Raw genomic sequence first — 25,131 nt, forward strand, 5'->3', positions numbered from 1 at the left:
TGGCCGGACCCGGCCCGCGCGAGGCGCGCTTTTCCCACATGACCCAATACACGATTACCGAGCTCGCCCGCGAATTCGACGTGACGCCGCGTGCGATCCGTTTCTACGAGGACCAGGGCCTGCTCGCGCCAAGCCGCGAAGGCGCGAGCGGCCTCAAGCGCGTATTTTCGGGGCGCGATCGCACGCGGCTGAAGCTCACGCTGCGCGGCAAGCGCCTGGGTTTCACGCTCAACGAAATCCGCGCGCTGCTCGATCTCTACGACTCGCCCACCGACACACAGCCTCAGCTCGAGGCGTTCCTCGACACCGTCGTGCGCCACCGCGAGATACTGGAGCGCCAGCGCGCCGACCTCGACGCCACGCTCGAAGACCTCGCGCAGTACGAGTCGCAGGCGCGCACGCTGCTCGCGAAGAACGGGGTGGGCGAGCGGATCGTGCCGCTCACGCTGGACGACGATCAGTAGCCGGCGCTGGCCCGTTCCTGCCGGTTTCCGCATCAAGCCGCCGAGCCGAGGTGAATGCGTCATGAGACATTTCCCGAAACTGCTTTCATCGCAGATCGGCTTCGACGTTGCGCAGACGATGCTCGAAGGCTTCGACCATCATTACCGCAACTTCTGCGCGGTGGCCGTGCGTGCGCGCGAATGCTTCGAGGCGCGCGACTGGCGCGGCCTGCAGCAACTCGCGCGCGAGCGCATCGCTTCTTATGACGAGCGTGTGCGCGAGTGCGTGCTGGCGCTCGAAGACGAGTACGACGCGGAAAGCATCGACGACGAGGTCTGGGAGCAGATCAAGCTCCACTACATCGGCCTGTTGACCACGCACCGGCAGCCCGAGTGCGCCGAGACGTTCTTCAACTCGGTGTGCTGCAAGATCCTGCATCGTTCGTACTTCAACAACGATTTCATTTTCGTGCGGCCCGCGATCTCGACCGAGTACATCGAGAACGACGAGCCCGCGGCCAAGCCCACTTATCGCGCGTACTACCCGGCCAAGGACGGGCTGGCGGCCACGCTCGCGCGCATCGTCACGAATTTTCAGCTCGAAACGCCGTTCGAAGATCTCGAGCGCGACGTGGACTGCGTGATGTGCGCGATGCTCGACACCTTCGGCGTGGTCGAGCCCAAGCCGAACTTCCAGATTCACGCGCTCGCCTCGCTGTTCTTTCGCAATCAGTCGGCGTATATCGTCGGGCGCATCATCAACGGAGATCTGCTCGCGCCGTTCGTGGTGCCGATCCGTCACACGCCAAGCGGCAAGCTCGTGCTCGACACCGTGCTGCTGCGCACCGATCAGTTGCTGATCCTGTTCAGCTTCTCGCACTCGTATTTCCTCGTGGACATGGGCGTGCCGTCCGCCTACGTCGAGTTCCTGCGCACGATCATGCCGCGCAAGGCGAAGGGCGAGATCTACACGTCGCTCGGGTTGCAGAAGCAGGGCAAGAATCTGTTCTATCGCGATCTGCTGCATCACCTCTCGCATTCGAGCGATCAGTTCGTCGCCGCGCCCGGCATTCGCGGCATGGTGATGATCGTGTTCACGCTGCCGTCGTTTCCGTACGTGTTCAAGGTGATCAAGGACAGCTTTCCCGCGCCGAAGGAAACCACGCGCGAGCAGGTGGAGGAGAAGTATCAACTGGTGAAACGCCACGACCGCCTTGGGCGTCTGGCCGATACGCTCGAATATTCGAGCGTCGCGCTGCCGGTTGCGCGCCTTTCCGAGGCGCTCGTGCACGAACTCGAAACGCTTGCGCCTTCGGTGATCGAGTACGAGGGCGACAATCTCGTGATACGCCATCTCTACATCGAGCGCCGCATGGTGCCGCTCAACATCTGGCTGCAAAACGGCAGTGACGAAGAGGTCGAGCACGGCATCCGCGAATACGGCAACGCGGTGAAGGACCTGATGCGCGCGAATATCTTCCCGGGCGACATGCTCTACAAGAATTTCGGCGTGACGCGCCACGGCCGTGTGGTGTTCTACGACTACGACGAAATCGAGTATCTGACCGAGTGCAACGTGCGCGCGGTGCCCAAGCCTGTTCATGAGGAAGACGAACTATCGAGCGAGCCGTGGTACGGAGTGGGCCCGCGCGACATTTTCCCGGAGACGTACCGTACGTTTCTGCTCGGCGATACGCGCGTGCGGCGCTATTTCCTCGAGCATCACGCGGACTTCTTCGACCCCGCGCTATGGCAGCAGAGCCAGGCGCGCCTGCTGGCGGGCGAGGTGCCCGATTGCCTGCCGTATGACGCGGCGGTGCGGTTTCGTGCGCGCTATCCCGAGCGCTTCGCGCCGCACGATCAACGCACAGACCCGAATTTCGCATCATCGATTGATTGAAAAAGGAGAGTGAGCATGAGTGAGACGCAGATGGATCCGGTTGTGATCGTGGCGGCGGCGCGTACGCCGATGGCGGGTTTTCAGGGCGATTTCGCTGCGCTGAGCGCGCCGCAACTGGGCGCGGCGGCAATCGCGGCCGCGCTCGAGCGCGCGGGCCTGAAGCCCGAGCAGATCGACGAGGTGGTGATGGGCTGCGTGCTGCCCGCGGGCCAGGGCCAGGCGCCCGCGCGCCAGGCGGCGCTGGGTGCGGGCCTGCCGCTCGCGGCGGGCGCGACCACGGTGAACAAGATGTGCGGCTCGGGCATGCGCGCGGCGATGTTCGCGCACGACATGCTGCTGGCGGGCTCGGCCGAGGCGATCGTCGCGGGCGGCATGGAGAGCATGTCGAACGCGCCGTATCTGTTGCCCAAGGCGCGCGCGGGCCTGCGCATGGGGCACGGTCAGGTGCTCGATCACATGTTCCTCGACGGACTCGAAGATGCCTATGACAAGGGCCGACTCATGGGGACGTTCGCCGAGGAGTGCGCGGGCGAATTCGACTTCTCGCGCGAAAGCCAGGACGCCTTTGCGATCGAGTCGCTCAAGCGCGCGAAACGCGCCAACGAAGACGGCTCGTTCGCCTGGGAAATCGCGCCGGTGAAGGTGGCCACGCGCGCGGGCGAGACCACGATCGAGCGCGACGAGCAGCCGTTCAAGGCCAACCTCGACAAGATCCCGACGCTCAAGCCCGCCTTCAGCAAGACCGGCACGGTGACGGCCGCGAATTCCTCGTCGATCTCGGACGGCGCGGCGGCGCTGGTGATGATGCGCGAATCCACGGCGAAGCGCCTTGGTGTCAAGCCGCTCGCGCGCGTGACGGGCCATTCGACCTTCGCGCAGCAACCCGCGAAGTTCACGACCGCACCGGTGGGCGCGATCGCGAAGCTCTTTGAGAAGACCGGCTGGAAGGCCGCCGACGTCGATCTCTACGAGATCAACGAGGCGTTTGCCGTGGTCACCATGGCCGCGATGAAGGCGCACGATCTGCCGCACGAGAAGGTCAACGTGAACGGCGGCGCGTGCGCGCTGGGCCATCCGATCGGCGCGTCGGGCGCGCGCATTCTCGTCACCTTGATCGGCGCGCTGCGCGCACGCGGCCTGAAGCGCGGCGTGGCGACCCTGTGCATCGGCGGTGGCGAGGCGACCGCAATGGGCGTCGAACTCATGTAGGCTTGTGAGTGATGAGCGCTGCACGGAGCGGCGCTCCCCATCGCTGGCACGCGGCGCAGCAGCGCCGCGGCACCCAGAAAAGGTGGCGACATGAAAACAGCGTTGATTGTGGGCGCGTCGCGAGGCCTAGGCCTCGAGTTCGCGCGCCAGTATGCGAAGGCTGGCTGGCGCGTGCTGGCCACGGCGCGCTCCGAGGAGGCGCGCGCGGCGCTCAACGCGCTGGGCGCGCAGGCGTTCACGCTAGACATTTCGCGGCCCGAGGACATTGCCGCGCTCGGCGCGAAACTCGAGGGCGAGCGGCTGAATGTGGCGCTCATCGTTTCGGGCGTCTACGGCCCGCGCACCGAGGGTGTCGAAACCATCAGCGCCGAGGACTTCGAGTACGTGATGAACACCAACGTGCGCGGTCCGATGCAGCTCATTCCGATTCTGTTGCCGCTCGTCGATGCGGCGTTCGGCGTGCTCGGCGTGCTGTCGAGCCGCATGGGCAGCATCACGCAGACCACCGGCACGACGGGCTGGCTCTATCGCGCGAGCAAGGCGGCTGTGAACGACGTCATCAAGATCACCTCGCTTCAGACGCGCCGCGCGACCTGCATCGCGCTGCATCCGGGCTGGGTGCGCACCGAGATGGGCGGCGCGCAGGCAGCCATCGACGCGGCGGCGAGCGTCGCCGGCATGCGCGAGGTGGTGGCCGAGGCCGCTGCCGCGCGCGAGGTCTTCAACGGGCGTTTTTTCCAGTACGACGGGACCGAACTCGACTGGTAAGCACGCGATTGACGCAACTCCGCACAATAATCGCGCAGCAATTGCACGTAGGGGCCGCAACGCTGGCGCGAGCGGCCCTTGTTTTTATTTGTTCTGCTGAAAGCGCACGAAGTGCGCGGGAAGGATCGATACTTAATGTCTGCTGAACCCACGCGCGCGAAGCGCCCGCTCGATTGTCCTTGTGGCGGCGCTGCACCCAGCCTGAAACCGGGCGCCAAACCCCCGCGCTTCGCCGATTGCTGCGGCCGTTTTATCGACGGCGACGCGCTCCCTGCCACGGCGCTCGAACTGATGCGCTCGCGCTACACGGCCTATGTGCTCGGCGAAGCCGGCTACCTGCGCGCGACCTGGGCCGTGGAAACCTGTCCCGCCGATCTCGACGTCGACACCGATGCCCCCGGCGCGCCGCGCTGGCTGGGGCTTGCCGTCAAGCGCCACGAACCCATCGACGAGACGCATGCGCGCGTCGAGTTCGTCGCGCGCCACAAGAGCGGCGGGCGCGCCTTTCGTCTGCACGAGCTGAGCCGCTTCACGCGCGGCGACGACGGCCGCTGGCGCTACGTCGACGGCGACATTCTCGAAGGCTGAAAGCAGTTCCTGCGCCGCTGCTGCGGCGTCTGAAACAACGTCTTTGCAAACAAGCACTTAATGCAAAAAAACGGGGCCGTTGACGTTGTGCGACACGTAATACCGGGAATAACTTTTTTCTTATTGCCGCCCTCGATCGCCCCGAAATCCCGCCATGCGCCGTGCGTCAAGGTATACGCGGAACTGGCCCTTCGTTGGCACGCCTTATGCCGGGTTACCCCTGAATTGCGCAACAAATAATTGTCGTGCGACGATGCAATCACGGTGCTCGTCAGTCACGTAAGCAGATGTTGAAAAGACACGCTTGCGGCGATCATATGACGGGTGCTGGCGGCGGATCTGAAAGTTTGCAGATCGGCGCCGCTCAGGTGTTCCGATCCGTGTTCTCCCCCGCAGCAACGGATGCGACCACGCCAGGCCTCCCGGCCAGGCGCGCCGTCTGCTGTTGTGTCCGTAAAGGGCAGGGGACGTTCGCGCAGTAGTTCGGTACGCAGATTTACGGCAGGTTTTTCGCAGGTGGGTGTTGCGCATGGCGTTCAGGAAGCTTCTTACCGGATGGGCGATGGTTGGCACGGCGTGCGTGCTGTCGGTTGCCCATGCAGCGTCGCTTTCCGATCCGGCCGCAGCGTCCAGCGTCCAGGTAGCGCCTGGCTCCACCACGTCCGCCACGTATTCGAACGCGCATCGCGATGCTTCGCAAAACGCGGCCGCGCCGTTGGCCAACGGCCCGCTCGGCAGCGCAAACGTGCCGCGCATCGCGCTCGGCGACGCGTATCTGCCCGTCGTGCGCGCCGACATGAATCAGCAGATCATTCAAATTCCTGTGGCCGGCGACCCGAGCGTTACGCTCGAAACCACGGTCTACCGTCCCGATGGCCCCGGCCCGTTCCCGATGGTGGTGTTCAACCACGGCAAGATCCAGGGCGACCCGCGCATGCAGCCGCGCAGCGACCCGACATCTTTCGCGCGTGAATTCGTGCGCCGCGGCTACGTGGTCGTCGCGCCGAATCGCCGGGGTTTCGCCGGTTCGGGCGGCAACTATCAGCAAGACGGCTGCGATGTCGCGAGCAACGGCATGGGCCAGGCCGCCGACGTGGCCACGACGGTCGACTACATGACGAAGCAGCCGTACGTGGACGCGAGCCATATCGTCGTCGCCGGCACTTCGCACGGCGGCCTCGCGACCATGGCCTACGGCACTGAAGCAGCGCACGGCGTGCGCGCGCTCATCAACTTCTCGGGCGGCTTGCGCCAGGACGCCTGCACGGGTTGGCAGAACAACCTGACCGAGGCATTCGGCGATTACGGCGCGAAGGCTCACGTGGCTTCGCTCTGGCTCTACGGCGACAACGATTCGGTGTGGACGTCCGATCTCGTCACGCGGATGTTCGCGGCGTTTCGCACCGCGCAACTGGGCGAGGCGCAGCCGGGCGCGGGCGCGCAGCTCGTCGATTTCGGTTCGTATAAAAACGATGCACACCGCCTCGTGGGCGACCGCGACGGCGTGCAGGTCTGGTGGCCCAAGGTCGAGACGTTCCTTGCGAACCAGGGCATGCCCACGGCCGTGGAATATCGCGTAGCGACGCAAGCCGCGCCGCGCGCCACGGGTTATGCGTCGATCGATTCGGTGGGCGCGGTGCCATTCCTCGATCAGTCGGGCCGTGACGGTTATCGCAACTTCCTCAAGCAGTACCCGAGCCGCGCCTTCGCGGTGTCCGATTCGGGCGCCTGGTCGTGGGCCGAGGGTGGCGACAATCCGATGGCTGTCGCCGTTGCGAATTGCCAGAAGCACAGCTCGGATCCTTGCCGCCTCTATGCGGTGAACGGTAACGTCGTGTGGTCTAACGATACCGCCACGGCGCAGAACGACAATGCCGACGACGGCCACGCCGTTGCCGCCGGCGACGACGCGGATGCCGCACACGCGCTCGCGAGCCGTTAAGCGCGCCTGATACATCGCGCGCTTATTGCGCGATCACTCCCCCATCTTTTCCCATCGTTTTCCCGCCGCTGTTGCGCTCTTGCGTTCGCGCTTGAGCTCGACCGCGCCGCATGCGCTCGTCTTTTCGGCGTGCGGCCGCAGATTTTTTTGCACAAGCGCGCTTCACTTTGACGTCGTCATCTACGGGCATTTCGGGTCTTCGCAAAAGAACTGGGCGCAGCTGTTCCGAACCGCGCCGAACCTCGTACGAGCGGGCCTTTCAGAGCCATTTCGGGGGTAGTGCATTGCGGAATTGAACGCGTTAATCTCGGGCCCGTTGCCTGGCAGGACACCAGCAGGACACACCAGCAGGAGCCGTATTTGAACTCGCATTCCCACATTGCCAACGACGCCTGGATCGCGCGCAGCCTGCGTGCCGTCTGGCATCCTTGCACCCAGATGAAACACCACGAGCGCTTGCCGCTCGTCGCCGTCGCGCGTGGCCAAGGGCCGTGGTTGTACGACCATGAGGGCCGGCGCTATCTCGACGCCATCAGCTCGTGGTGGGTCAATCTGTTCGGCCACGCCAATCCTGTGATCAATGCGGCGCTCAAGACGCAGCTCGACACGCTCGAGCACGTGATGCTCGCGGGCTGCACGCATGAGCCCGCTGTCGAACTCGCAGAGCGCTTGAGCGCGCTCACCGGCGGCACGCTCGGCCATGCGTTTTTTGCTTCCGATGGTGCCTCGGCGGTCGAGATCGCGCTGAAGATGAGTTTTCACGCGTGGCGCAATCAGGGCGCGAGCGACAAACGCGAATTCGTGTGCCTGGCCAACAGCTATCACGGCGAGACCATCGGCGCACTCGGGGTGACGGACGTGAAGCTCTTCAGGGATGCTTACGACCCGCTTTTGACGCATGCGCATGTGGTCGCTTCGCCCGACGCACGCACGGCGCGCGAAGGCGAGCGCGCGGCCGACGTTGCGCGCCGCGCGCTAGCCGATGTCGAGCGCGTGTTCTCCGAGCGCGAAGGCCGCATCGCCGCGCTGATCGTCGAGCCGCTCGTGCAGTGCGCGGCGGGCATGGCGATGCACGATCCCGCGTATCTCCAGGGCCTGCGCGCGCTGTGCGACCGCTACCAGGTGCATCTGATAGCCGATGAGATCGCCGTGGGCTGCGGGCGCACGGGCACCTTTTTCGCGTGCGAGCAGGCCGGCATCTGGCCCGATCTGCTCACGCTCTCGAAGGGCATCAGCGGCGGCTACCTGCCGCTGTCGATCGTGCTTTCGCGCGACGAAATCTACGCGGCCTTCTACGACGACGACACCGCGCGCGGCTTCCTGCATTCGCACTCGTACACGGGCAATCCGCTGGCCTGCCGCGCCGCGCTCGCGACGCTCGATCTCTTCGAGCGCGACGGCGTGCTGGCCGCGAATGCCCAGAAGTCGAAACAACTGCGCGAGGCGTTCGCGCCGCTCGAACAGCATCCGCTCGTGCGCGACCTGCGCCAGTGCGGCACGATCCTCGCGTTCGACGTGGCGATCGAAGATGCCGAGCGCGCGCGCACGTTCTCGCGCCGATTCTTCGAAAACGCGCTGCAGCGCGAACTGCTGCTGCGCCCGATCGGCACGACGGTCTACGTGATGCCGCCGTACATTCTCGACGCCGAAGCGCAAGCGCACCTCGCCGCGCGCACGCGCGAGACATTCGACGCGACCGTCGCGGAGGACCTCTGATGCATTTGCTGAAAACACTCGAACAAAATCTGCGCGATCTCGATGCGCAAGGCTTGCGCCGCCGCCGCCGTACCATCGACTCGCCGTGCAGCGCGCATATGGTCGTCGATGGACGCGAGAGCATTGGCTTCGCGAGCAACGACTACCTGGGGCTGGCCGCGCATCCGCAGCTCGTCGCGGCGTTGACTGAGGGCGCGCAGCGCTATGGCGCGGGCAGCGGCGGCTCGCATCTGCTCGGCGGCCATTCGCGCGCCCACGCGCAACTAGAGGACGATCTCGCGGCGTTCGCGGGCACCTTCGTGGATGCGCCGCGCGCGCTGTACTTCAGCACCGGTTACATGGCGAATCTTGCCGTGCTCACCGCACTCGCGGGGCAGGGCACGACGCTCTTTTCCGACGCGCTCAATCATGCTTCGCTGATCGACGGTGCGCGGCTCTCGCGGGCCGATATCCGGATCTATCCGCACGCGGACATGGACGCGTTGAGCACGATGCTCGAAGCGTCGGACGCGCGCGCGAAGGTGATCGTGAGCGATACGGTGTTCAGCATGGACGGCGACGTCGCGCCGCTCACGCAACTGGTCGAACTTGCCGAAAAGCACGGCGCCTGGCTCGTGGTCGACGACGCGCACGGGCTTGGCGTACTCGGCCCGCAAGGGCGCGGCGCGCTGGCGGCGGCAGCACTGCGCTCGCCCAACCTCGTGATGGTGGGCACACTCGGCAAGGCGGCGGGCGTTTCGGGCGCGTTTATCTGCGCTCACGACACCGTGATCGAATGGCACGTGCAGCGCGCCCGTCCGTACATCTTCACGACGGCTTCGTCGCCGGCGGTCGCGCACGCGGTATCCGCGAGCCTGAAGCTGATTGCGGGCGAGGAGGGCGACGCACGGCGCGTTCATCTGAATCATCTGATCGGGCGCACGCGCTCGATGCTCAAGGAAACCTGCTGGCAGCCCGTCGATTCGCACACGGCCGTGCAGCCGCTCGTGATCGGTACCAACGAAGCCACGCTCGCGCTGCAAGCGGCGCTCGAGCGCGACGGCCTGTGGGTGCCGGCGATTCGCCCGCCGACCGTGCCCGTGGGCACCTCGCGGCTGCGCATTTCGCTCTCGGCCGCACATTCGGACGCCGATCTCGATTGCCTTAACGCGGCGCTGCAACGCGCGAGCCTTGAAGCGCAAAAGCAGGCACAGGAGGGTGCACGATGAGCACTGCGAAGTATTCGCTTTTTGTCACGGGCACCGATACTGAAATCGGCAAAACCTTCGTAAGCGCAGCGCTCTTGCGCGGCCTTGCGCAAGCGGGCCTGCGCGCGGCGGCGATGAAGCCCATCGCTGCGGGCGCATACGAGCGCGACGGCATATGGCACAACGAAGATGCCGATCAGCTCGACGCTGCCGCAAGCGTGCTGCTCCCTCCGGAAATGCGTACGCCGTTTCTGCTCAAGGAGCCGGCCGCGCCGCACATCGCCGCCGCGCTCGAAGGCGTGACGCTCGACATGGCGCGCATCGTGCAATGCCACCGTGAAGCCTGCGAGCGCGCGCACGCCGTGGTGGTGGAAGGCGTGGGCGGTTTTCGCGTGCCGCTCACGGCGACGCAGGACACCGCGGATCTCGCGGTTGCGCTGAACCTGCCGGTGGTGCTCGTCGTGGGCATGCGGCTGGGCTGCATCAGCCATGCGCTCCTCACCGCCGAGGCAGTCGCCGCGCGCGGCCTCACGATCGCGGGCTGGGTCGCCAATCGCATCGACCCGGCCATGACCTTTGCGCAAGAAAACATCGACGCGCTGCGTGAGCGCCTTGCCGCGCAGTTCGGCGCGCCGCTCATCGGCGTCGTGCCGCATATGCCCGGCGCGCGTGCCGACGCTGCCGCAGAACACCTGAACATCGACGCATTGCTCGCGCGGCTTGACGCCATCGCGCCTGCGTCCGAACCCCAATCGTCTCTGTAAAGAAGGACCCCCACGCCATGACCGAAGCCCACATCGACATCACCGCGCTCAAGAAAAGCGCGCCGCATGCACAAGCACAAGACGAAGCCGCCGCGCGCTGGCGCGTTGCCGACGTTGCCGCGCTCTACGAATTGCCGTTCAACGACCTGATGTTCCGCGCGCAGCAGGTGCATCGCGAGCATTTCGACGCGAACTCCGTGCAGCTTTCCACGCTCCTGTCGATCAAGACCGGCGGCTGCGAGGAGGATTGCGCGTACTGCCCGCAGTCGTCGCATCACGACACCGGGCTCGACGCGAGCAAGCTCATGGACGTGGACGCCGTGCTCGATGCCGCGCGCGTGGCGAAGGCCAACGGCGCGACGCGCTTTTGCATGGGCGCGGCATGGCGTAATCCGAAGGACCGTCACCTCGAGCCGATCAAGGACATGATTCGCGGCGTGAAGTCGATGGGCCTCGAAACCTGCGTCACGCTCGGCATGCTCGAAGCGCACCAGGCGAAGGCGCTCGCCGATGCGGGCCTCGATTACTACAACCACAACCTCGACACCTCGCCCGAGTTCTACGGCCAGATCATCTCGACGCGCACCTACGAGGACCGCCTCGAAACGCTCGAACGCGTGCGCGACGCGGGCATCAACGTGTGCTGCGGCGGCATCGTCGGCATGGGCGAGTCGCGCCGCGAGCGCGCGGGCCTGATCGCGCAGCTCGCGAACATGGAGCCGTATCCGGAATCGGTGCCCATCAACAATCTCGTGCAGGTGAGCGGCACGCCGCTCGAAGGCACCGAGCCGCTCGATCCGTTCGAGTTCGTGCGCACGATCGCGGTTGCGCGCATCACGATGCCCACGGCGATGGTGCGTCTCTCGGCGGGCCGCGAGCAGATGGACGACGCGCTCCAGGCGCTGTGCTTCATGGCGGGCGCGAATTCGATTTTCTACGGGGACCAGTTGCTCACGACGGGCAACCCGCAAGCCGAAGCCGACCGCAAGCTGCTGCAGCGTCTGGGCATCAGCGCGCGGACTGCGCAAGCGTTGCCGGCCGATGCGCATCATGAACATCACGCGCATGGCGGCTGCGGCCACTGCGAATAAGCATGTCGAGGCTTGCGGCGAGTTGGAAACGCGCCGCTGAAAAGACAAACGCCACGCTGTGAAGCGTGGCGTTGTCGTTTGTAGCGCTATGGATGCATGCGCGGATTAAGCGTAAGCCGCGCGCCGGCGCCCCGCGAGCACGACATAACACAGCGCGCCGACCACGAGCGCGGGCAGCGTCGCGCCGAGATTCGGCAGCCACTGGTTGAGCGCCTGATACGCACCGAAGCCGATGCCCCACGCGACGAACGCGGTCACGTGCCAGCCGCCCGAGTAACCGTAGACGCCGTTCAAATCGGCGAGCGCGCGCGCATCGATGCGCCGGCGGCGCACGATGAAGTGATCGGCGAGCACGACACCGAAGAGCGGCGCGAACACGGAGCCGATGAAGAGCAGGAAGTTCTCGTAGCGCGCCATCGGCACGACGAGGCCGATTAGCGTGCACAGCGCGCCGAACGCCGCCGAGAGCCACGGCACGCTGCCGCGCGTCCAGAACGTGCCCGTGGAAACAGCGGCCGAGTGAATATCGGCGAAGGCGTTGTCGATTTCGTCGATTAGCACGAGCAAGAGTGCGAAGCCGCCGCCGGCCTTCGCGAGCGCGGTGGTGAGGAGCGCGTCGCCGCCGCCCGCTGCCAGGCCGTAGATCGCGCCGAGCGCGTAGAACCACAGGTTCGCGATGCCATAGCCGAACAGCGTGCCGCGGAACGTCTCGCCCGCGCGGCGGCCAAAGCGCGTGTAGTCGGCGATCAGCGGCAGCCACGACAGCGGCATCGCCACCACGAGGTCGATTGCGCTGCCGAACGGCATCTCGCCGGTGCCGGGGCGACGCATGAGCGCGCCGATGTCGTGCTGCGCGAGCAGGCTCCACGTGAGCCACGCAGCGCCGGCGAGCAGGAGCCAGATGCCCCAGGTGCGCAGGAAACGGCGCACGAACGAGAGCGGGCCGCTCACGGCGAGCAGCGTGGCCAGCAAGCCGAAGATCACGGTCCACACGAGCGGCATCGAAAGGCCGAAGGCTTGCTTGGCGAGCGCATCGGCGGAGTCCCGCATCACGATGATCTCGAACGAGCCCCAGCCCACGAGCTGCACCATGTTGATGACGGCCGGTACCGACGCGCCGCGAATGCCGAGCGTCGGACGCAGCGACGACATGGCGGCGAGTCCCGTGTCGGTGCCGATCACGCCCGCGAGCGCGAGCAGCACGACGCCGATCGTGCTGCCGATGCCGATCGCGGCCAGCGCGTGGGGCAGTGATAGCCCGGGCACCAGCAGGGCGCCCGCCTGGGCGACCAGCAGGCCGATGCCGAGCGAGAACCAGAGCGCGAAGGCGTCGCCGGTGCGGAACTGGCGGCGTGCGTCGAGCACGGGGACGTTGGGCGCGTAGGTCGAGCCGGCGTCGCCGGCCGCGCCTGATGACGGGTCTTGAGTCATGGGTAAAACTGTCCTCTGTGTCGTTTGTTTTGTCTGATATTTGGCTGGGCCTACTATCGGCGGCAGTCAGGCGTCGAGTCTCGCGCAACCGCCCGGGCTGTCATAATGCACGACTGCATCCGGCATGGCAGGCCGTTTTCGGGGGCGCGAACATCGCCTCGGCAAACCGCCGGCCCCGGCAAAGCCGACATTATCGCGAAAACGTCATGTTTGAAGAAACCCGTGCCAACGTTCCGCTCGCCGAGCGGCTGCGCCCGCGCTCGATCGACGAAGTCATCGGCCAGAAGCATCTGCTCGGGGCCAACAAGCCGCTGCGCGTCGCCTTCGAGTCCGGCGAAGCGCATTCGATGATCCTCTGGGGGCCGCCCGGCGTGGGCAAGACCACGCTCGCGCGCCTCATGGCCGACGCGTTCCACGCGCAGTTCATCGCGCTATCCGCGGTGCTTTCGGGCGTGAAAGATATCCGCGAGGCCGTCGAGACGGCGCAGATGCACCGCGCGCGCGGCCATCAGACGCTCGTGTTCGTCGACGAAGTCCATCGTTTCAACAAGAGCCAGCAGGACGCCTTCCTGCCTCACGTGGAGTCGGGCCTGTTCGTGTTCATCGGCGCGACGACCGAGAATCCGTCGTTCGAGGTGAACAGCGCGCTGCTTTCGCGCGCGGCGGTCTATGTGCTCAAGAGCCTCGACGAAGAAGAGCAGGGCGAGCTGCTGGCGCGCGCGAGCGCGGAACTGGGCGGCCTCACCTTCACGGATGAAGCGCAAAAGGCGCTGATCGGCTCAGCCGACGGCGACGGGCGCAAGCTGCTGAACAACCTCGAAATCGTCGCGCGCGCGGCTGCGCAGCAGAAGAAGCGCGAGATCGACGGCGAGCTGCTCGGCAGCGCGCTCGCCGAAAACCTGCGCCGCTTCGACAAGGGCGGCGACGCGTTCTACGACCAGATCAGCGCGCTGCACAAGTCGGTGCGCGGCAGCAACCCGGACGGCGCGCTCTACTGGTTCTGCCGCATGCTCGACGGCGGCGCCGACCCGCGCTATCTCGCGCGGCGTATCGTGCGCATGGCGTGGGAGGACATCGGCCTTGCCGACCCGCGCGCGGCGCGCATCACGCTCGACGCCTCGGAGACCTACGAGCGCCTCGGCTCGCCCGAAGGCGAACTGGCGCTCGCGCAGGCCGTCATCTACCTCGCGGTCGCGCCGAAATCGAACGCGGGCTACATGGCGTACAACGAGGCGCGGCGCTTCGTCGGCAAGGACCAGTCGCGCGCGGTGCCCGTTCACTTGCGCAACGCGCCCACCAAGCTCATGAAGGAGCTGGGCTACGGCCACGAGTACCGCTACGCGCACGACGAACCCGACGCCTACGCGGCCGGCGAGACCTATCTGCCCGACGGCATGCGCGAGCCGCGCTGGTATCAGCCCACGCCGCGCGGGCTCGAAGGCAAGATCGGCGAGAAGCTCGCACGCCTCGCCGACCTCGACGCGCAATGGCGCGAAGAGCATCGCGAAGAAATCCGCGAGCGCAAGCGCAAGGGCTAGCCCTCGCGGGTGCGCTAAAATCTGCGCTTCATACAACGAAACTGCGTCTCACAATCCCATGCTCGACATCCAGCTGCTGCGCAAAGACCTCGACGGCGTCGCGAAGCGCCTCGCCGACCGCGGCTATACCCTCGACGTCGCGGCGTTTTCCGCGCTCGAAGCAGAACGCCGCGCCATCCAGACCCGCACCGAAGAACTGCAGGCGCGCCGCAACAGCCTGTCGAAGCAGATTGGCGCGATGAAGGGCCGTGGCGAGGACACCTCGGCGGTCATGGCCGAAGTGGGCGGCATCGGCGACGAAATGAAGGCCTCGGCTGCGAAGCTCGACGAAATCCAGACGAAGCTCTCCGACCTGCTGCTCGGGGTGCCGAACCTGCCGCACGAGAGCGTGCCCCTGGGCCGCGACGAAGCCGGCAACGTGGAAGTGCGCCGGTGGGGCACGCCGCGCCAGTTCAGCTTCGAAGTGAAGGATCACGTCGACGTGGGCGGGCCGCTGGGTCTCGACTTCGAGACCGGCGCGAAGCTTTCGGGCGCGCGCTTCACGCTGCTGCGCGGCCAGATCGCGCGCCTGCACCGCGCGCTCGCGCAGTTCATGATCGACACGCACACGATGCAGCACGGCTATACGGAAACGTACACGCCTTACATCGTGAATCCGGAAATCCTTTACGGCACGGGCCAGTTGCCCAAGTTCGCCGAGGACATGTTCCGCGTGGAAAAGGGCGGCGCCGAGAATACGGTTACGCAATACCTGATTTCGACCTCGGAAATTTCGCTCACGAACACGGTGCGCGAGAGCATCGTCGAAGGCAACGCGCTGCCCATCAAGCTCACCGCGCATTCGCCGTGCTTCCGTTCGGAGGCCGGCTCGTATGGCCGCGACACGCGCGGCATGATTCGCCAGCATCAGTTCGACAAGGTCGAGATGGTGCAGATCGTGGCGCCGGAGACGTCGTATGACGCGCTGGAGCAAATGGTCGTGCATGCGGAGACCATTCTGCAAAAGCTCGGCCTGCCGTACCGCGTGATCACGCTGTGCACGGGCGACATGGGCTTCTCGGCCACCAAGACCTACGACCTCGAAGTGTGGCTGCCGGCGCAGAACACGTATCGCGAAATTTCGAGCTGCTCGAACACCGAGGCGTTCCAGGCGCGCCGCATGCAGGCGCGCTACCGCAACGCCCAAGGCAAGCCGGAGCTCGTGCATACGCTCAACGGTTCGGGTCTCGCGGTGGGCCGCACGCTCGTCGCGGTGCTCGAGAACTATCAGGAAGCGGACGGTTCGGTCACCGTGCCTGAGGTGCTGCGTCCATACATGGGCGGCGTTGCGCGGCTTGAAATGCTCGCCTGAACATCGTCTTCGAGATTTTTCTCAAAGAGCGCTTGCAAAAGCCAAAATTTGTTCTATAATCTTCGCTTCTCTGGTCGCCGACCAAGGCCGGAGAAGCAGTAAAGCAATACCGGCAGTACCCCGGAGAGGTGGCAGAGTGGTCGAATGTACCTGACTCGAAATCAGGCGTACGGTTTCCCCGTACCGTGGGTTCGAATCCCACCCTCTCCGCCAAATTCAGAAAACCCCCGCATGCTTAACGGCTGCGGGGGTTTTCGCTTTGCGGCGGCTTATTTCTTCATATGCCCGCGCTGTTCCAGCGAGCGCAGGAAGGTGCCCGAGATTGACGAGCCGCCGTGATGCACGATCTTCTCGTCGATGAGCGCCCAAACCGACATCCCGGCCGCGCGCACGCGCTGGCAGAACGACAGGTCTTCTGAGAGATAGACGCCTTTTTCGCCGACCGTGTCGAAGAAAGCGTAGAAGCGGCCATCGGGCAGGTAGGGCGCGTATTGCGAGGGCGGACGGTAAAGCTGCGTGAGCGGCGCGAGCGCTTCGAGCGCATCGCGGCGGATGAGGAAGATGCCGGTGCCGATATGGTTGACCTCGACCCAGCCATTGTTGACCGTGCTGCTGCCTTGTTCGTCGGCGCGAATCGCCGTGTTGTACTCCACGGTCTTTTCCTGCCATTCGTGCAGCGAGAGGCCCACGTCGTCGCTCGTGATCTTCTTTTCCCCATCGAAGAACCGGTACGGGCATGCGATGCCCGCTACCGGCCGGTTGCCGGCAAGCAGGCGAGGAACCGCTTCGCGCGAGAAGTCCATGTCCGTGTCCAGGAACAGGACGTGCGTGAATTCGGGGTGGCTCAGGAAATAGCTCGCGAAGAAATTGCGCGCGCGGATGATGTGCGACGAAGCCGTGTGGATGTACTCGAAGCGCACGCCGCGCTCCTTGAAGGTTTCCATCAGGCGGGCCAGTGCGATCGCAAAGTCGAAATGTACCGAATTGTCGTAGGTGGGCAGTGCGATCAGCACGTTGAGCGGGGCGTCTGACTGCGCGCCGGGGGGGGGGCTTGTCGTGGGGGCGGAGTCAGGCTGGGTCATGGTCGGGCATTCGGCTCATGTCGTTGTAAGATATTTCTTATTTTTAAGGCTAGCTTGTACGCGGACAATCGGACGTCTCCGAATCGGCGCTGTCCGGACGGGGCTGACGCCCCGGTACAATGGCGCTTTCCGCGCGGCTACCCCGAATTTGCTGCGAGGCGCTTTGTGCGCCGCCGCGCTCACTACCTGTTTACAGCGTTCACAGATGGCCATCACTTACAAATCTGCCGACGACGTTGCGCGTCTGCGCATTTCCGGCCGGCTTGCCGCCGACGTGCTTGCCATGATTGGCGAACACGTCAAGCCCGGCGTCTCCACCGACAACCTCGACGCGATCTGCAACGACTATATCGTCAACACGCTCAAGGCGGTGCCGGCCAACGTCGGCTACCTCGGCTTTCCGAAGACGATCTGCACCTCGGTCAACGCGGTGGTCTGCCACGGCATTCCGAACCGCAACGAGGTTCTCAAGGACGGCGACATCATCAACATCGATGTGGCCGTGATCAAGGACGGCTATTTCGGCGATACGAGCCGCATGTACACCGTGGGCACGCCGAGCACGGTCGGGCGCCAGCTCATCGACACAACTTACGAGGCGATGCTCGCAGGCATCCGCCAGGTCAAGCCCGGCGCGACGCTCGGCGACGTGGGTCACGCGATTCAGCGGCGCGCCCAGGCTGACGGCTTCTCGATCGTGCGCGAGTATTGCGGCCACGGTATCGGCAAGGTCTACCACGAAGAGCCGCAGGTGCTGCATTACGGCCAGCCCGGCCAGGGCGTGCGTCTGAAGCCGGGCATGGTCTTCACGATCGAGCCGATGGTCAACGCGGGCCGCGCCGGCACGGCGGTCCAGCGCGATGGCTGGACAGTGGTGACGAAGGATCGCTCGCTCTCCGCGCAATGGGAGCACATGGTGGCGGTCACCGAAGAGGGTTACGAGCTCCTCACGCCCTGGCCGGATGGCACGGGCGCGTACGAAGCCCCGTGAGGGCCGCGGTGCGCGTGGCTGTGGGCCCCCTGGGCCGGGCTGTCAAGTTCTGCGTCAGCGGTGTGCAAGCGGCAAATTTGTTAAATTAGGATTTGACTCTCCGCCCAGTTCGGTTAAAGCTACGCGTTAGTGCTTTATTGGGGTTTACGACTGCATGAGTCCGTCACTGACCGTTCGCCGTATCGCTGCCGATCAGGGTGCCGTGCTCCGCGAGCTTCGAACTGCTTCGCTGCGCGACGCGCCTTACGCGTTCGGCGACTCGCTTGAAGACGCGCTGTCTGCTGATGTAGCCGTTTTCGACGCTGCGGCTGCCCGTCACGCGGACTCGCATACCGCTACATCGTTCATCCTCTATACCGAGGGTCATCCGGCCGGCCTGATCGGCGCGAACTTCGAAACTGCGCCGGCGCGCCGCGCGTTCGTGTTCGCGTTGTGGGTAGCGCCGGCAGTGCGGCATCTGAGCGGCGGCGAGCTGCTCGTGAACGCCGCCATCGATTGGCTCCTGAGCGAAGGTGCCGCGCAAGTCTTCGCCTGGGTGACCGATAACAACATCACCGCCATGCGCTTCTACGAGCGGCTCGGCTTCGTCGCCACGGGCGACCACGCTCGCAGCGCGCAAACGCCCGAGCAGTGGGAGACGCTTCTCGTGCGCGACGTCGCGCTCGCGCAGAAGAGCATGTCGGCCCAGTAACGGAGTGCCTGCCCAGCAGCTTTTCCCTTGCTTCTAGCCATGGCGTGCGTCCGGCACGTCATGCGCCGGTTTCTCCCGCCGTTGTGCATTACTCCCTGTGTCGCAGCATTTTGAGCCATTAAAAATAATGGCCGTGCGCGTCGACGCCTGTAAAATACGCAAAAATTTTCGCCGAACGCCATGTCGCCCAGGAAATCGCCCTATTTTGAACTGAAGAGCGGCTCAGTCGATACGCTTCTATTCGTGGTCAAAACGACTGAACTCGATGCGGTGCGCGCCGAGCTTACTCGGCGCTTCGAGGCGACGCCGGAATTCTTCGCCAACGATACGGTAGCCATCGACGTGCGGCGCCTCGCGGAAGGCGAGCGGGTCGCGCTCGCCGACATCACGCGCCTGCTCGAAAGCGTGCGCATGCGCCCCGTGGGCGTGGTCGCGCTGCCCGCGCAGCATGGCTGGGCCGCGGAGGCGGGCCTGCCGTTCCTCGAAGCGCGCGACAAGCGCGTCACGGGCAGCGCGGTCGGCCTGGCCGGCGACGCGCCCGCCAATCAGGGCTCGACCGCTGTCCAGGAAGCCGGCGCTGAAGCCACCTCTGAAGTCACAGCAGGTGCTGCGAACGGCGCGCCGGTGCAGTCCGCCGATGCCAGCGCTAGCGCGCCGGCTACGTCCGCCGTGCAACCGGAACTCTTCCCACCGGACGCTCCCGAGGCGGACGCAGGACCCGAAGCAGGCGTTTCCATGATGCGCGCGACAAACGGTGAGCCGACGCTCGTGATCGACCGTCCGCTGCGCTCGGGCCAGCGTATCTACGCGAAGGGCGACTTGGTGGTGCTCGGCCAGGTGTCGAACGGGGCGGAAGTGATCGCCGAAGGCAACATCCATATTTACGCGCCGTTACGCGGGCGCGCGCTCGCGGGCGTGCACGGCAACCACGACGCACGTATTTTCTGCACGAGCCTCGAGGCGGAACTCATTTCGATCGCGGGTATCTACCGTACCGCCGAAGTTCCACTCGCCGCCGAGGTGAAGGGCAAGCCTGCGCAAATCCGGCTCGACGAAGAGCGGCTCTTGATCGAACCGTTGCGGCTCTCCTGAGTGGCCGATCGGGCGCGAGCAACACGCGGGTGCTAGCGGCGCAATACCGCGACGAGACCAAATTGGGAAACTGACGAACGCAAGGTAAGGGAATGGCAAAAATCATTGTGGTGACTTCGGGCAAAGGTGGCGTTGGCAAAACGACCACGAGCGCGAGTTTCGCATCGGGCCTCGCGTTGCGTGGCCACAAAACCGCGGTCATCGATTTCGACGTCGGCCTGCGTAACCTCGACCTCATCATGGGGTGCGAGCGCCGCGTCGTGTACGACCTGATCAACGTGATCCAGGGTGAGGCGAACCTCAATCAGGCGCTCATCAAGGACAAGAAGTGCGAGAACCTCTTCATCCTGCCGGCCTCGCAAACGCGCGACAAAGACGCGCTCACGAAGGAAGGCGTGGAGAAGGTGATCGAAGATCTGCGCAAGATGGACTTCGAGTACATCATCTGCGATTCGCCGGCCGGTATCGAATCGGGCGCGCTGCTCGCGATGCACTTCGCCGACGAAGCGCTCATTGTGACGAACCCGGAAGTGTCTTCGGTGCGCGACTCGGACCGCATCCTCGGCATGCTGTCGTCGAAGACCAAGCGCGCGATCGAAGGCAAGGATCCGATCAAGGAGCACTTGCTGATCACGCGCTATAACCCCAAGCGCGTGAGCGAAGGCGAAATGCTCTCGCTTTCGGATATTTCGGAGATTCTGCGCATCGAGCTGATCGGCGTGATTCCGGAATCGGAAGCGGTGCTGCACGCATCGAACCAGGGCCTGCCTGCAGTCCATCTCGACGGCACCGATGTCGCGGAGTCGTACAAGGACGTGGTCTCGCGCTTTCTTGGCGAAGACAAGACGCTTCGTTTCACCGATTACCAGAAGCCGGGGCTCCTGCAGCGCCTCTTCGGTAGCAAGTAAGGGAGGCGCACGTCATGTCGTTTCTTTCGTTTTTTCTCGGCGAGAAGAAGAAGTCCGCCTCGGTAGCGAAGGAACGCCTGCAGCTCATCATCGCTCACGAGCGTGCAGGTGGTCATCCGCCCGCCGATTATCTGCCGGCCCTCCAACGCGAACTGGTCGCGGTGATCTCGAAGTACGTGAAGATCTCCGACGACGACATTCGCGTCAGTCTCGAACGCCAGGACGATCTCGAAGTGCTCGAGGTCAAGATCGAGATTCCGCAGGCCTGATGTACCCGATGCGCGCGGAGCGGCTGTGTGCCGCGCGCATCTCAATATTGCCGTGCTGCCGCAACGCCAGCGCTTTTCGCGCATGCGCGTGTGCTGCGTTTGCGTTCTCTTTTCGCGCCTTCCGCGCGCGCATTCCGTCGCCGCCTTCCTCACCGAAATATTCGGTTTCACTTCACCCCTCGCGGTAACACCGCCGTTGTCAGCGCAGGCACGTGCTCGCGCATTGATCGAGTAACGCCACTCTCGGCGTACACCTCGAAGGGGAGATTTACATGAACCACTCTATCCGCCTGTTCGTTGCCAAGGCCGCCATCGTTGTCGCGGGCGCTTGCGCCGTCGCGGCCCCTGCGTTTGCGGAAGAAGTCGTCGTCATCGCGCCGAGCGCGCCGCCGCCCATGCGCGTCGAAGTCGTGCCCGCGCCGCGGGTCGGCTATGTGTGGGATCACGGGCACTGGCGCTGGGATCGCGGCCACTACGTGTGGATCGCGGGCCACTGGCAGGCCGAGCGTATCGGCTATCACTGGGTGCCGGGCCACTGGGTCGCGCACGGCCCGAACTGGCGCTGGATCGAAGGGCGCTGGGTCGCTTGAGCTGTGCGACCGAGAGACGTGAATAAAGCGCTAACCCTGATCGACAGTTAAAACACCATGAGCAAAAGACTGCTTGCCGCTGCGGCGCTCACGATCATGCTGGCCGGATGCATCGTCGTTCCGGCACGGCCCATGTATGTGAGGCCCGCGCCCGTCGTGATCTATTAACGCTACGTGCCATGCAATGGCACGGCAAGCCCGGCGCGCTTCATCGGCCTGTTGTTGGGTCCGCTGTGGTGTGGCCGGGCTTGTCGCTTTCGGGCGCCGCTTTCGGTACGGGCAACGCCATTGCCGGCCGCGTGTAGCGCAGCGAGAGCGTTTCGTAGAGCGGTGGCGCAAAGATGCGCGAGACCCGGCTCGCGATCAGCGCGGTGGCCATCAGCGAGATCACGAGCGCGTGGCCGTCGATCATCTCCATGACGATCACGAACGACGTGATGGGCGACTGAGTGACCGCTGCGAGATAGCCGACCATGGCGAGCGCGATGAGCATCGGCAACTGCATGTCGTTGAAGATCATGTGCAGCACGTTGCCGAAGCCCGCGCCGATCGACAGCGAAGGGGCGAAGATGCCGCCCGGAATCCCCGGCAGGTACGAGCCGACCATCGAGGCCATCTTGAGGAACGGATACGCGATTGACAGATGCTCGCGTCCGTCGAGCAGGCCGCGCGCTTCGGCGTAGCCGCTGCCGAACGTCGTGCCGCCCGAGACCAGCCCGATCAGCGCAATGGCGAGCCCGCAGAGAGCGGCGAATGCGACAGGGCGCTCGGCATGGAGCTTGCGAAGCGGCGCGGGAATCCAGCGCTGCGTGTTGAGCAGCAGCCAGCAGAAGATGCCGCCCGCGATGCCGGTGACGATCGCGGTGATGAGCACGGCAAGGGCGAGCAGATTGGGAAAGTGCGCGCCGATCTGGATCGTGCCGAAATACGTGTAGTTGCCGTTCAGACCGAGCGCGATCACGCCGGCGATGATGATCGACGTGATGACCACGCCGCTGGCACGCGCCTCGAAACTGCGTGTGAGTTCTTCGATGGCGAACACGATGCCCGCGAGCGGCGTGTTGAACGCCGCGGACAGGCCTGCGGCTGCACCGGCGAGCACGAGCTTGCGCTCGATGACCGCGTTCGAGCGCGGGTAGAAGCGGCGCATGTTGAACATCAGTGCTGCGCCCACCTGCACCGTGGGTCCTTCGCGGCCGATCGTGAAGCCGCCGAGAATGGCGAGGAACGAGACGAGGATCTTGCCCGCGAGAATGCGCAGCGTGAGCAGGCGTGTCCCCGTTTCGCCGGTCTTCGTGTGCAGCGTGGCGATCACCTGCGGAATCCCGCTGCCTTCGGCGCCGCGAAAGAACGTGCGGGTGAGCCATACGGCAGCAGCCGCAACGGCGGGCGTGACGATGAGTGGCAGCCAAACGTGCTCATGCTGCACGCGCAGAAAGGCGTTGTAGCCCCAGTCGATCAGGCGCGCGTAGAACACCGCGACGAGACCGACCGCGATCGCGCCGAGCCAGAGCACACCGTACTGCCGCCACAGACGCCGCGCGCGTCGCGTGAGCAGCGCAAGAAGGTTCGGGTTCAGGGGGCGCATGGATTGACTCAAGTCGCAAAGAACCGATTGTAACGGCGTGAAGTCCGGCACTGTGTTCGTTTGTTCGGCAGGTCGGGCTTTCCGGGCTTCGCTCCGGGCGCCGGATTGCATGAAAGAGGGGTCCGATGAATCTCAAGCGCATCCGCAGAATTTGTCCGCTGAGCAGGGGCCCGCTCCGTTAAAATCTCGGGAAAAATTCAGGCAAATCATGGAAATCGGACCTCGCAGGTTCGCAGCACAATGAAACGAGTTTTGATTGTCAAAGTGACTTCGCTCGGCGATATCGTCGAAGCGCTTCCGGTCGTGGCCGACGTGCAACGCGCATTCCCCGGCGTGAAGGTCGACTGGGCCTCCGACGAGGCATTTGCCGATATCGTGCGCTGGAACGCCGGCGTCGACCGCGTGTTCTGCGCCCCGCTGCGCCGTTTCAAGAAATCGCGTCGCTGGAGCGACTTGAAGGCGATCTGGGAATCGATCGCCGAGTTGCGCGCCGAGCGCTACGACGCAATCATCGATATCCATGGTGTCTACAAGAGCGCGATCATCGCGTTCATCGCGCGCGGGCGGCGGCGCTTCGGCTACCTCGCCCAGGATCTCGGCGAGCGCGGCGCGGCCTTCGCCTACAACGGCCGCTTCGGCCCGCGCCCGAAGTGCGATGCGTGGCTGGGCATGCGCATCAGCACGGGCGAGGCGCTGGGCTACAAGATCGACACGCCACCTGATTTCCAGATGCGCATTCCGCGCGACGGCACGGCGCTTCCTGCGCCCGATGCGCCTACCGTGCTGATCTTCCACGCCACTTCGAAGGAAGAGAAGAAGTGGCCCGTGGAGCATTGGGGCGAGCTGTGCCACGCACTCATTGCGCGCGGCCTGCGCATCGAATTGCCGTGGGGTTCGGATGCCGAGCACGCCACGGCGCGCGAGATCGCCGCGCTCGTGCCGGGCGCCACGGTGCTGCCGCGTCTCACGGTTTCACAAGTCGCGCAGCGCATCGAAGACTGCTCGCTCGTGGTTGGCACCGACACGGGCTTCGTGCATCTCGGCCACGCGCTGCTCAAGCCGACCGTCATGATTTTCGTGGCGACCGACGCCGAGCATCTTGGCGTGCGTGCACCGAACCGTTCGATTTCGGTCGGCGATGGACATCACGTGCCGCCGGTCGCGGTCGCGCTCGATGCTGTCGATCGCGTTTATCCCGCGCGTAACGGCGACGATACATCGAAAGGGCCGCTCGCAACCGCGGCGTGATAAATGACGCACGGTTTTCACGGCGTTGGGTTCTGCGGCGCCGTTTGTCCGCCGTTTCTCCGCCGTTTCTCCGCCGTTTCTCATTACATAGTTGTTAAAAGTGTCGCCGTTGCCTGCGGTACGCGGCGCTGACAGCGCGTGCGCCCGCGAGCCGTTGCGCGGGCTGTAACACACGCCATACCGCTTCTTACAAATTGCAACGCCTCAGACGTTCGCCGTCGTGTTCAATCGAAAGCGTCCGCAGCCCACAAGGGCCACGCAGGACAACGGACATTGACTCGATGGGAGAACGAAGTGAAACGATTGACGCGTACCTTGATTGCAGGTGCATTGCTCGCAGCGACGCTGGGCGGGTGCGTCGTGGTGCCGGCGGGTGGCTATTACGGCGGCGGCTACCACCACGGCTATTACTATCGATGAGACTCGTGCCGAGCGTGGCGGTGTGTTCAGGCGAGCAGCAGCTCGACCGCGACCACCGCTGCGATCGCCGCGGCGTTGGCAACCAGCGCTTCCAGTACGACTGAACGCCAGGTCGCCGTGCGCAGGCGGAAGGCCAGGACGAGTGAGATTCCTAGCGCGAGCGCGATCATCAGCACGATATCGGCGTTGCTCAGATGCAGGTTCATGGTTGATCTCCCCCCGCAGACAGACGCGGACCTCGTTGAATCGAGTATAGGCACGCCAGTGTCGCTGGCGAATAAAAAAAGCGGAATCCGCGTTTGCGCGGACTCCGCTTTTTTGTTG

At 64.9% G+C, this 25,131-nt stretch carries 24 protein-coding genes and 1 tRNA gene; 21 read left to right on the forward strand and 4 right to left on the reverse strand.

All coding sequences use genetic code 11. The features are described 5' to 3' along the window. The first annotated feature begins 38 nt into the window (after nucleotides 1–38). The 10 genes from HV773_RS11550 to bioB all read left to right on the forward strand — a co-directional run bounded on the left by HV773_RS11550 (nucleotide 39) and on the right by bioB (nucleotide 11,608). Nucleotides 39–464: a MerR family transcriptional regulator gene (locus tag HV773_RS11550; RefSeq protein WP_129562605.1), complete on the forward strand. Its 426-nt coding sequence runs from the start codon at nucleotides 39–41 to the stop codon at nucleotides 462–464. Nucleotides 465–525: 61 nt separating this feature from the next. Further along, a complete protein-coding gene (gene aceK / locus HV773_RS11555; RefSeq protein ID WP_129562604.1) occupies nucleotides 526–2,343 on the forward strand; it encodes a bifunctional isocitrate dehydrogenase kinase/phosphatase in 1,818 nt (605 codons plus the stop codon). Between the two features lie 15 nt (nucleotides 2,344–2,358). Continuing rightward, the gene (locus tag HV773_RS11560) at nucleotides 2,359–3,552 is read left to right on the forward strand and encodes an acetyl-CoA C-acetyltransferase (RefSeq protein WP_129562603.1); all 1,194 of its coding nucleotides are present in this window, start codon (nucleotides 2,359–2,361) and stop codon (nucleotides 3,550–3,552) included. Nucleotides 3,553–3,642: 90 nt separating this feature from the next. Next, nucleotides 3,643–4,320, forward strand: a complete 678-nt coding sequence (locus tag HV773_RS11565) for an SDR family oxidoreductase (protein ID WP_129562602.1) — start codon at nucleotides 3,643–3,645, stop codon at nucleotides 4,318–4,320. Nucleotides 4,321–4,455: 135 nt separating this feature from the next. Further along, the gene (locus tag HV773_RS11570) at nucleotides 4,456–4,908 is read left to right on the forward strand and encodes a YchJ family protein (protein ID WP_129562601.1); all 453 of its coding nucleotides are present in this window, start codon (nucleotides 4,456–4,458) and stop codon (nucleotides 4,906–4,908) included. A 529-nt stretch (nucleotides 4,909–5,437) separates the two neighbouring features. Then, entirely contained in the window at nucleotides 5,438–6,850 is a 1,413-nt protein-coding gene (locus HV773_RS11575) for a dienelactone hydrolase family protein (protein WP_129562600.1), read from the forward strand. Nucleotides 6,851–7,210: 360 nt separating this feature from the next. Continuing rightward, on the forward strand, nucleotides 7,211–8,566 hold the full coding sequence (gene bioA / locus HV773_RS11580) for an adenosylmethionine--8-amino-7-oxononanoate transaminase (protein ID WP_129562599.1): 1,356 nt from the start codon (nucleotides 7,211–7,213) through the stop codon (nucleotides 8,564–8,566). After that, on the forward strand, nucleotides 8,566–9,774 hold the full coding sequence (gene bioF, locus HV773_RS11585) for an 8-amino-7-oxononanoate synthase (protein ID WP_129562598.1): 1,209 nt from the start codon (nucleotides 8,566–8,568) through the stop codon (nucleotides 9,772–9,774). The genes bioA and bioF overlap by 1 nt, the downstream gene beginning before the upstream one ends. Beyond that, nucleotides 9,771–10,517, forward strand: coding sequence for a dethiobiotin synthase (bioD, locus tag HV773_RS11590; protein WP_129562597.1), 747 nt, complete (start codon nucleotides 9,771–9,773; stop codon nucleotides 10,515–10,517). The genes bioF and bioD overlap by 4 nt, the downstream gene beginning before the upstream one ends. Nucleotides 10,518–10,534: 17 nt before the next feature. Next, nucleotides 10,535–11,608 carry a biotin synthase BioB gene (gene bioB / locus HV773_RS11595; RefSeq protein ID WP_227875316.1) on the forward strand — a complete coding sequence of 358 codons (1,074 nt, stop codon included), beginning with the start codon at nucleotides 10,535–10,537 and terminating at the stop codon, nucleotides 11,606–11,608. A 105-nt stretch (nucleotides 11,609–11,713) separates the two neighbouring features. On the opposite strand, the gene cytX is transcribed toward bioB, so the two are convergent. Then, nucleotides 11,714–13,039, reverse strand: coding sequence for a putative hydroxymethylpyrimidine transporter CytX (gene cytX / locus HV773_RS11600; RefSeq protein ID WP_129562596.1), 1,326 nt, complete (start codon nucleotides 13,037–13,039; stop codon nucleotides 11,714–11,716). Between the two features lie 206 nt (nucleotides 13,040–13,245). On the opposite strand from cytX, the gene HV773_RS11605 reads away from it, so the two are divergent. The 3 genes from HV773_RS11605 (at nucleotide 13,246) to HV773_RS11615 (ending at nucleotide 16,141) form a co-directional block, all read left to right on the forward strand. After that, complete coding sequence (locus HV773_RS11605; protein ID WP_129562595.1) at nucleotides 13,246–14,577, forward strand: replication-associated recombination protein A; 1,332 nt, start codon at nucleotides 13,246–13,248, stop codon at nucleotides 14,575–14,577. Between the two features lie 58 nt (nucleotides 14,578–14,635). After that, on the forward strand, nucleotides 14,636–15,928 hold the full coding sequence (gene serS / locus HV773_RS11610; protein ID WP_129562594.1) for a serine--tRNA ligase: 1,293 nt from the start codon (nucleotides 14,636–14,638) through the stop codon (nucleotides 15,926–15,928). Between the two features lie 122 nt (nucleotides 15,929–16,050). Further along, nucleotides 16,051–16,141 (forward strand) — tRNA-Ser (locus tag HV773_RS11615). 56 nt (nucleotides 16,142–16,197) lie between these two features. On the opposite strand, the gene HV773_RS11620 is transcribed toward HV773_RS11615, so the two are convergent. Next, nucleotides 16,198–17,010, reverse strand: coding sequence for a glycosyltransferase family 2 protein (locus HV773_RS11620; RefSeq protein ID WP_175195266.1), 813 nt, complete (start codon nucleotides 17,008–17,010; stop codon nucleotides 16,198–16,200). A gap of 205 nt (nucleotides 17,011–17,215) precedes the next feature. Here HV773_RS11620 and map point away from each other — a divergent pair, with 205 nt between their 5' ends. The 6 genes from map (at nucleotide 17,216) to HV773_RS11650 (ending at nucleotide 21,551) form a co-directional block, all read left to right on the forward strand. Next, entirely contained in the window at nucleotides 17,216–18,001 is a 786-nt protein-coding gene (map, locus tag HV773_RS11625; RefSeq protein ID WP_129562583.1) for a type I methionyl aminopeptidase, read from the forward strand. A 154-nt stretch (nucleotides 18,002–18,155) separates the two neighbouring features. Next, the gene (locus tag HV773_RS11630) at nucleotides 18,156–18,692 is read left to right on the forward strand and encodes a GNAT family N-acetyltransferase (RefSeq protein WP_129562582.1); all 537 of its coding nucleotides are present in this window, start codon (nucleotides 18,156–18,158) and stop codon (nucleotides 18,690–18,692) included. Nucleotides 18,693–18,872: 180 nt separating this feature from the next. Continuing rightward, complete coding sequence (minC, locus tag HV773_RS11635) at nucleotides 18,873–19,784, forward strand: septum site-determining protein MinC (RefSeq protein WP_129562581.1); 912 nt, start codon at nucleotides 18,873–18,875, stop codon at nucleotides 19,782–19,784. 92 nt (nucleotides 19,785–19,876) lie between these two features. Further along, the gene (gene minD / locus HV773_RS11640) at nucleotides 19,877–20,692 is read left to right on the forward strand and encodes a septum site-determining protein MinD (RefSeq protein ID WP_035522321.1); all 816 of its coding nucleotides are present in this window, start codon (nucleotides 19,877–19,879) and stop codon (nucleotides 20,690–20,692) included. A gap of 14 nt (nucleotides 20,693–20,706) precedes the next feature. Continuing rightward, nucleotides 20,707–20,961: a cell division topological specificity factor MinE gene (gene minE / locus HV773_RS11645; RefSeq protein WP_028215841.1), complete on the forward strand. Its 255-nt coding sequence runs from the start codon at nucleotides 20,707–20,709 to the stop codon at nucleotides 20,959–20,961. Nucleotides 20,962–21,233: 272 nt separating this feature from the next. Next, complete coding sequence (locus tag HV773_RS11650) at nucleotides 21,234–21,551, forward strand: YXWGXW repeat-containing protein (RefSeq protein ID WP_129562580.1); 318 nt, start codon at nucleotides 21,234–21,236, stop codon at nucleotides 21,549–21,551. A gap of 208 nt (nucleotides 21,552–21,759) precedes the next feature. On the opposite strand, the gene HV773_RS11655 is transcribed toward HV773_RS11650, so the two are convergent. Further along, nucleotides 21,760–23,139, reverse strand: a complete 1,380-nt coding sequence (locus HV773_RS11655) for a chloride channel protein (protein WP_129562579.1) — start codon at nucleotides 23,137–23,139, stop codon at nucleotides 21,760–21,762. Nucleotides 23,140–23,379: 240 nt separating this feature from the next. On the opposite strand from HV773_RS11655, the gene waaC reads away from it, so the two are divergent. Beyond that, entirely contained in the window at nucleotides 23,380–24,387 is a 1,008-nt protein-coding gene (gene waaC / locus HV773_RS11660) for a lipopolysaccharide heptosyltransferase I (RefSeq protein WP_129562578.1), read from the forward strand. 294 nt (nucleotides 24,388–24,681) lie between these two features. Further along, nucleotides 24,682–24,807: a hypothetical protein gene (locus HV773_RS37250; RefSeq protein ID WP_280530531.1), complete on the forward strand. Its 126-nt coding sequence runs from the start codon at nucleotides 24,682–24,684 to the stop codon at nucleotides 24,805–24,807. 26 nt (nucleotides 24,808–24,833) lie between these two features. Here HV773_RS37250 and HV773_RS11665 read toward each other — a convergent pair whose 3' ends face one another. After that, nucleotides 24,834–25,013: a hypothetical protein gene (locus HV773_RS11665; RefSeq protein WP_035522328.1), complete on the reverse strand. Its 180-nt coding sequence runs from the start codon at nucleotides 25,011–25,013 to the stop codon at nucleotides 24,834–24,836. Between the last annotated feature and the right edge of the window lie 118 nt (nucleotides 25,014–25,131).

It is taken from the genome of Paraburkholderia caffeinitolerans, from assembly GCF_902859945.1.
Classification (GTDB): Bacteria; Pseudomonadota; Gammaproteobacteria; order Burkholderiales; family Burkholderiaceae; genus Paraburkholderia; species Paraburkholderia caffeinitolerans.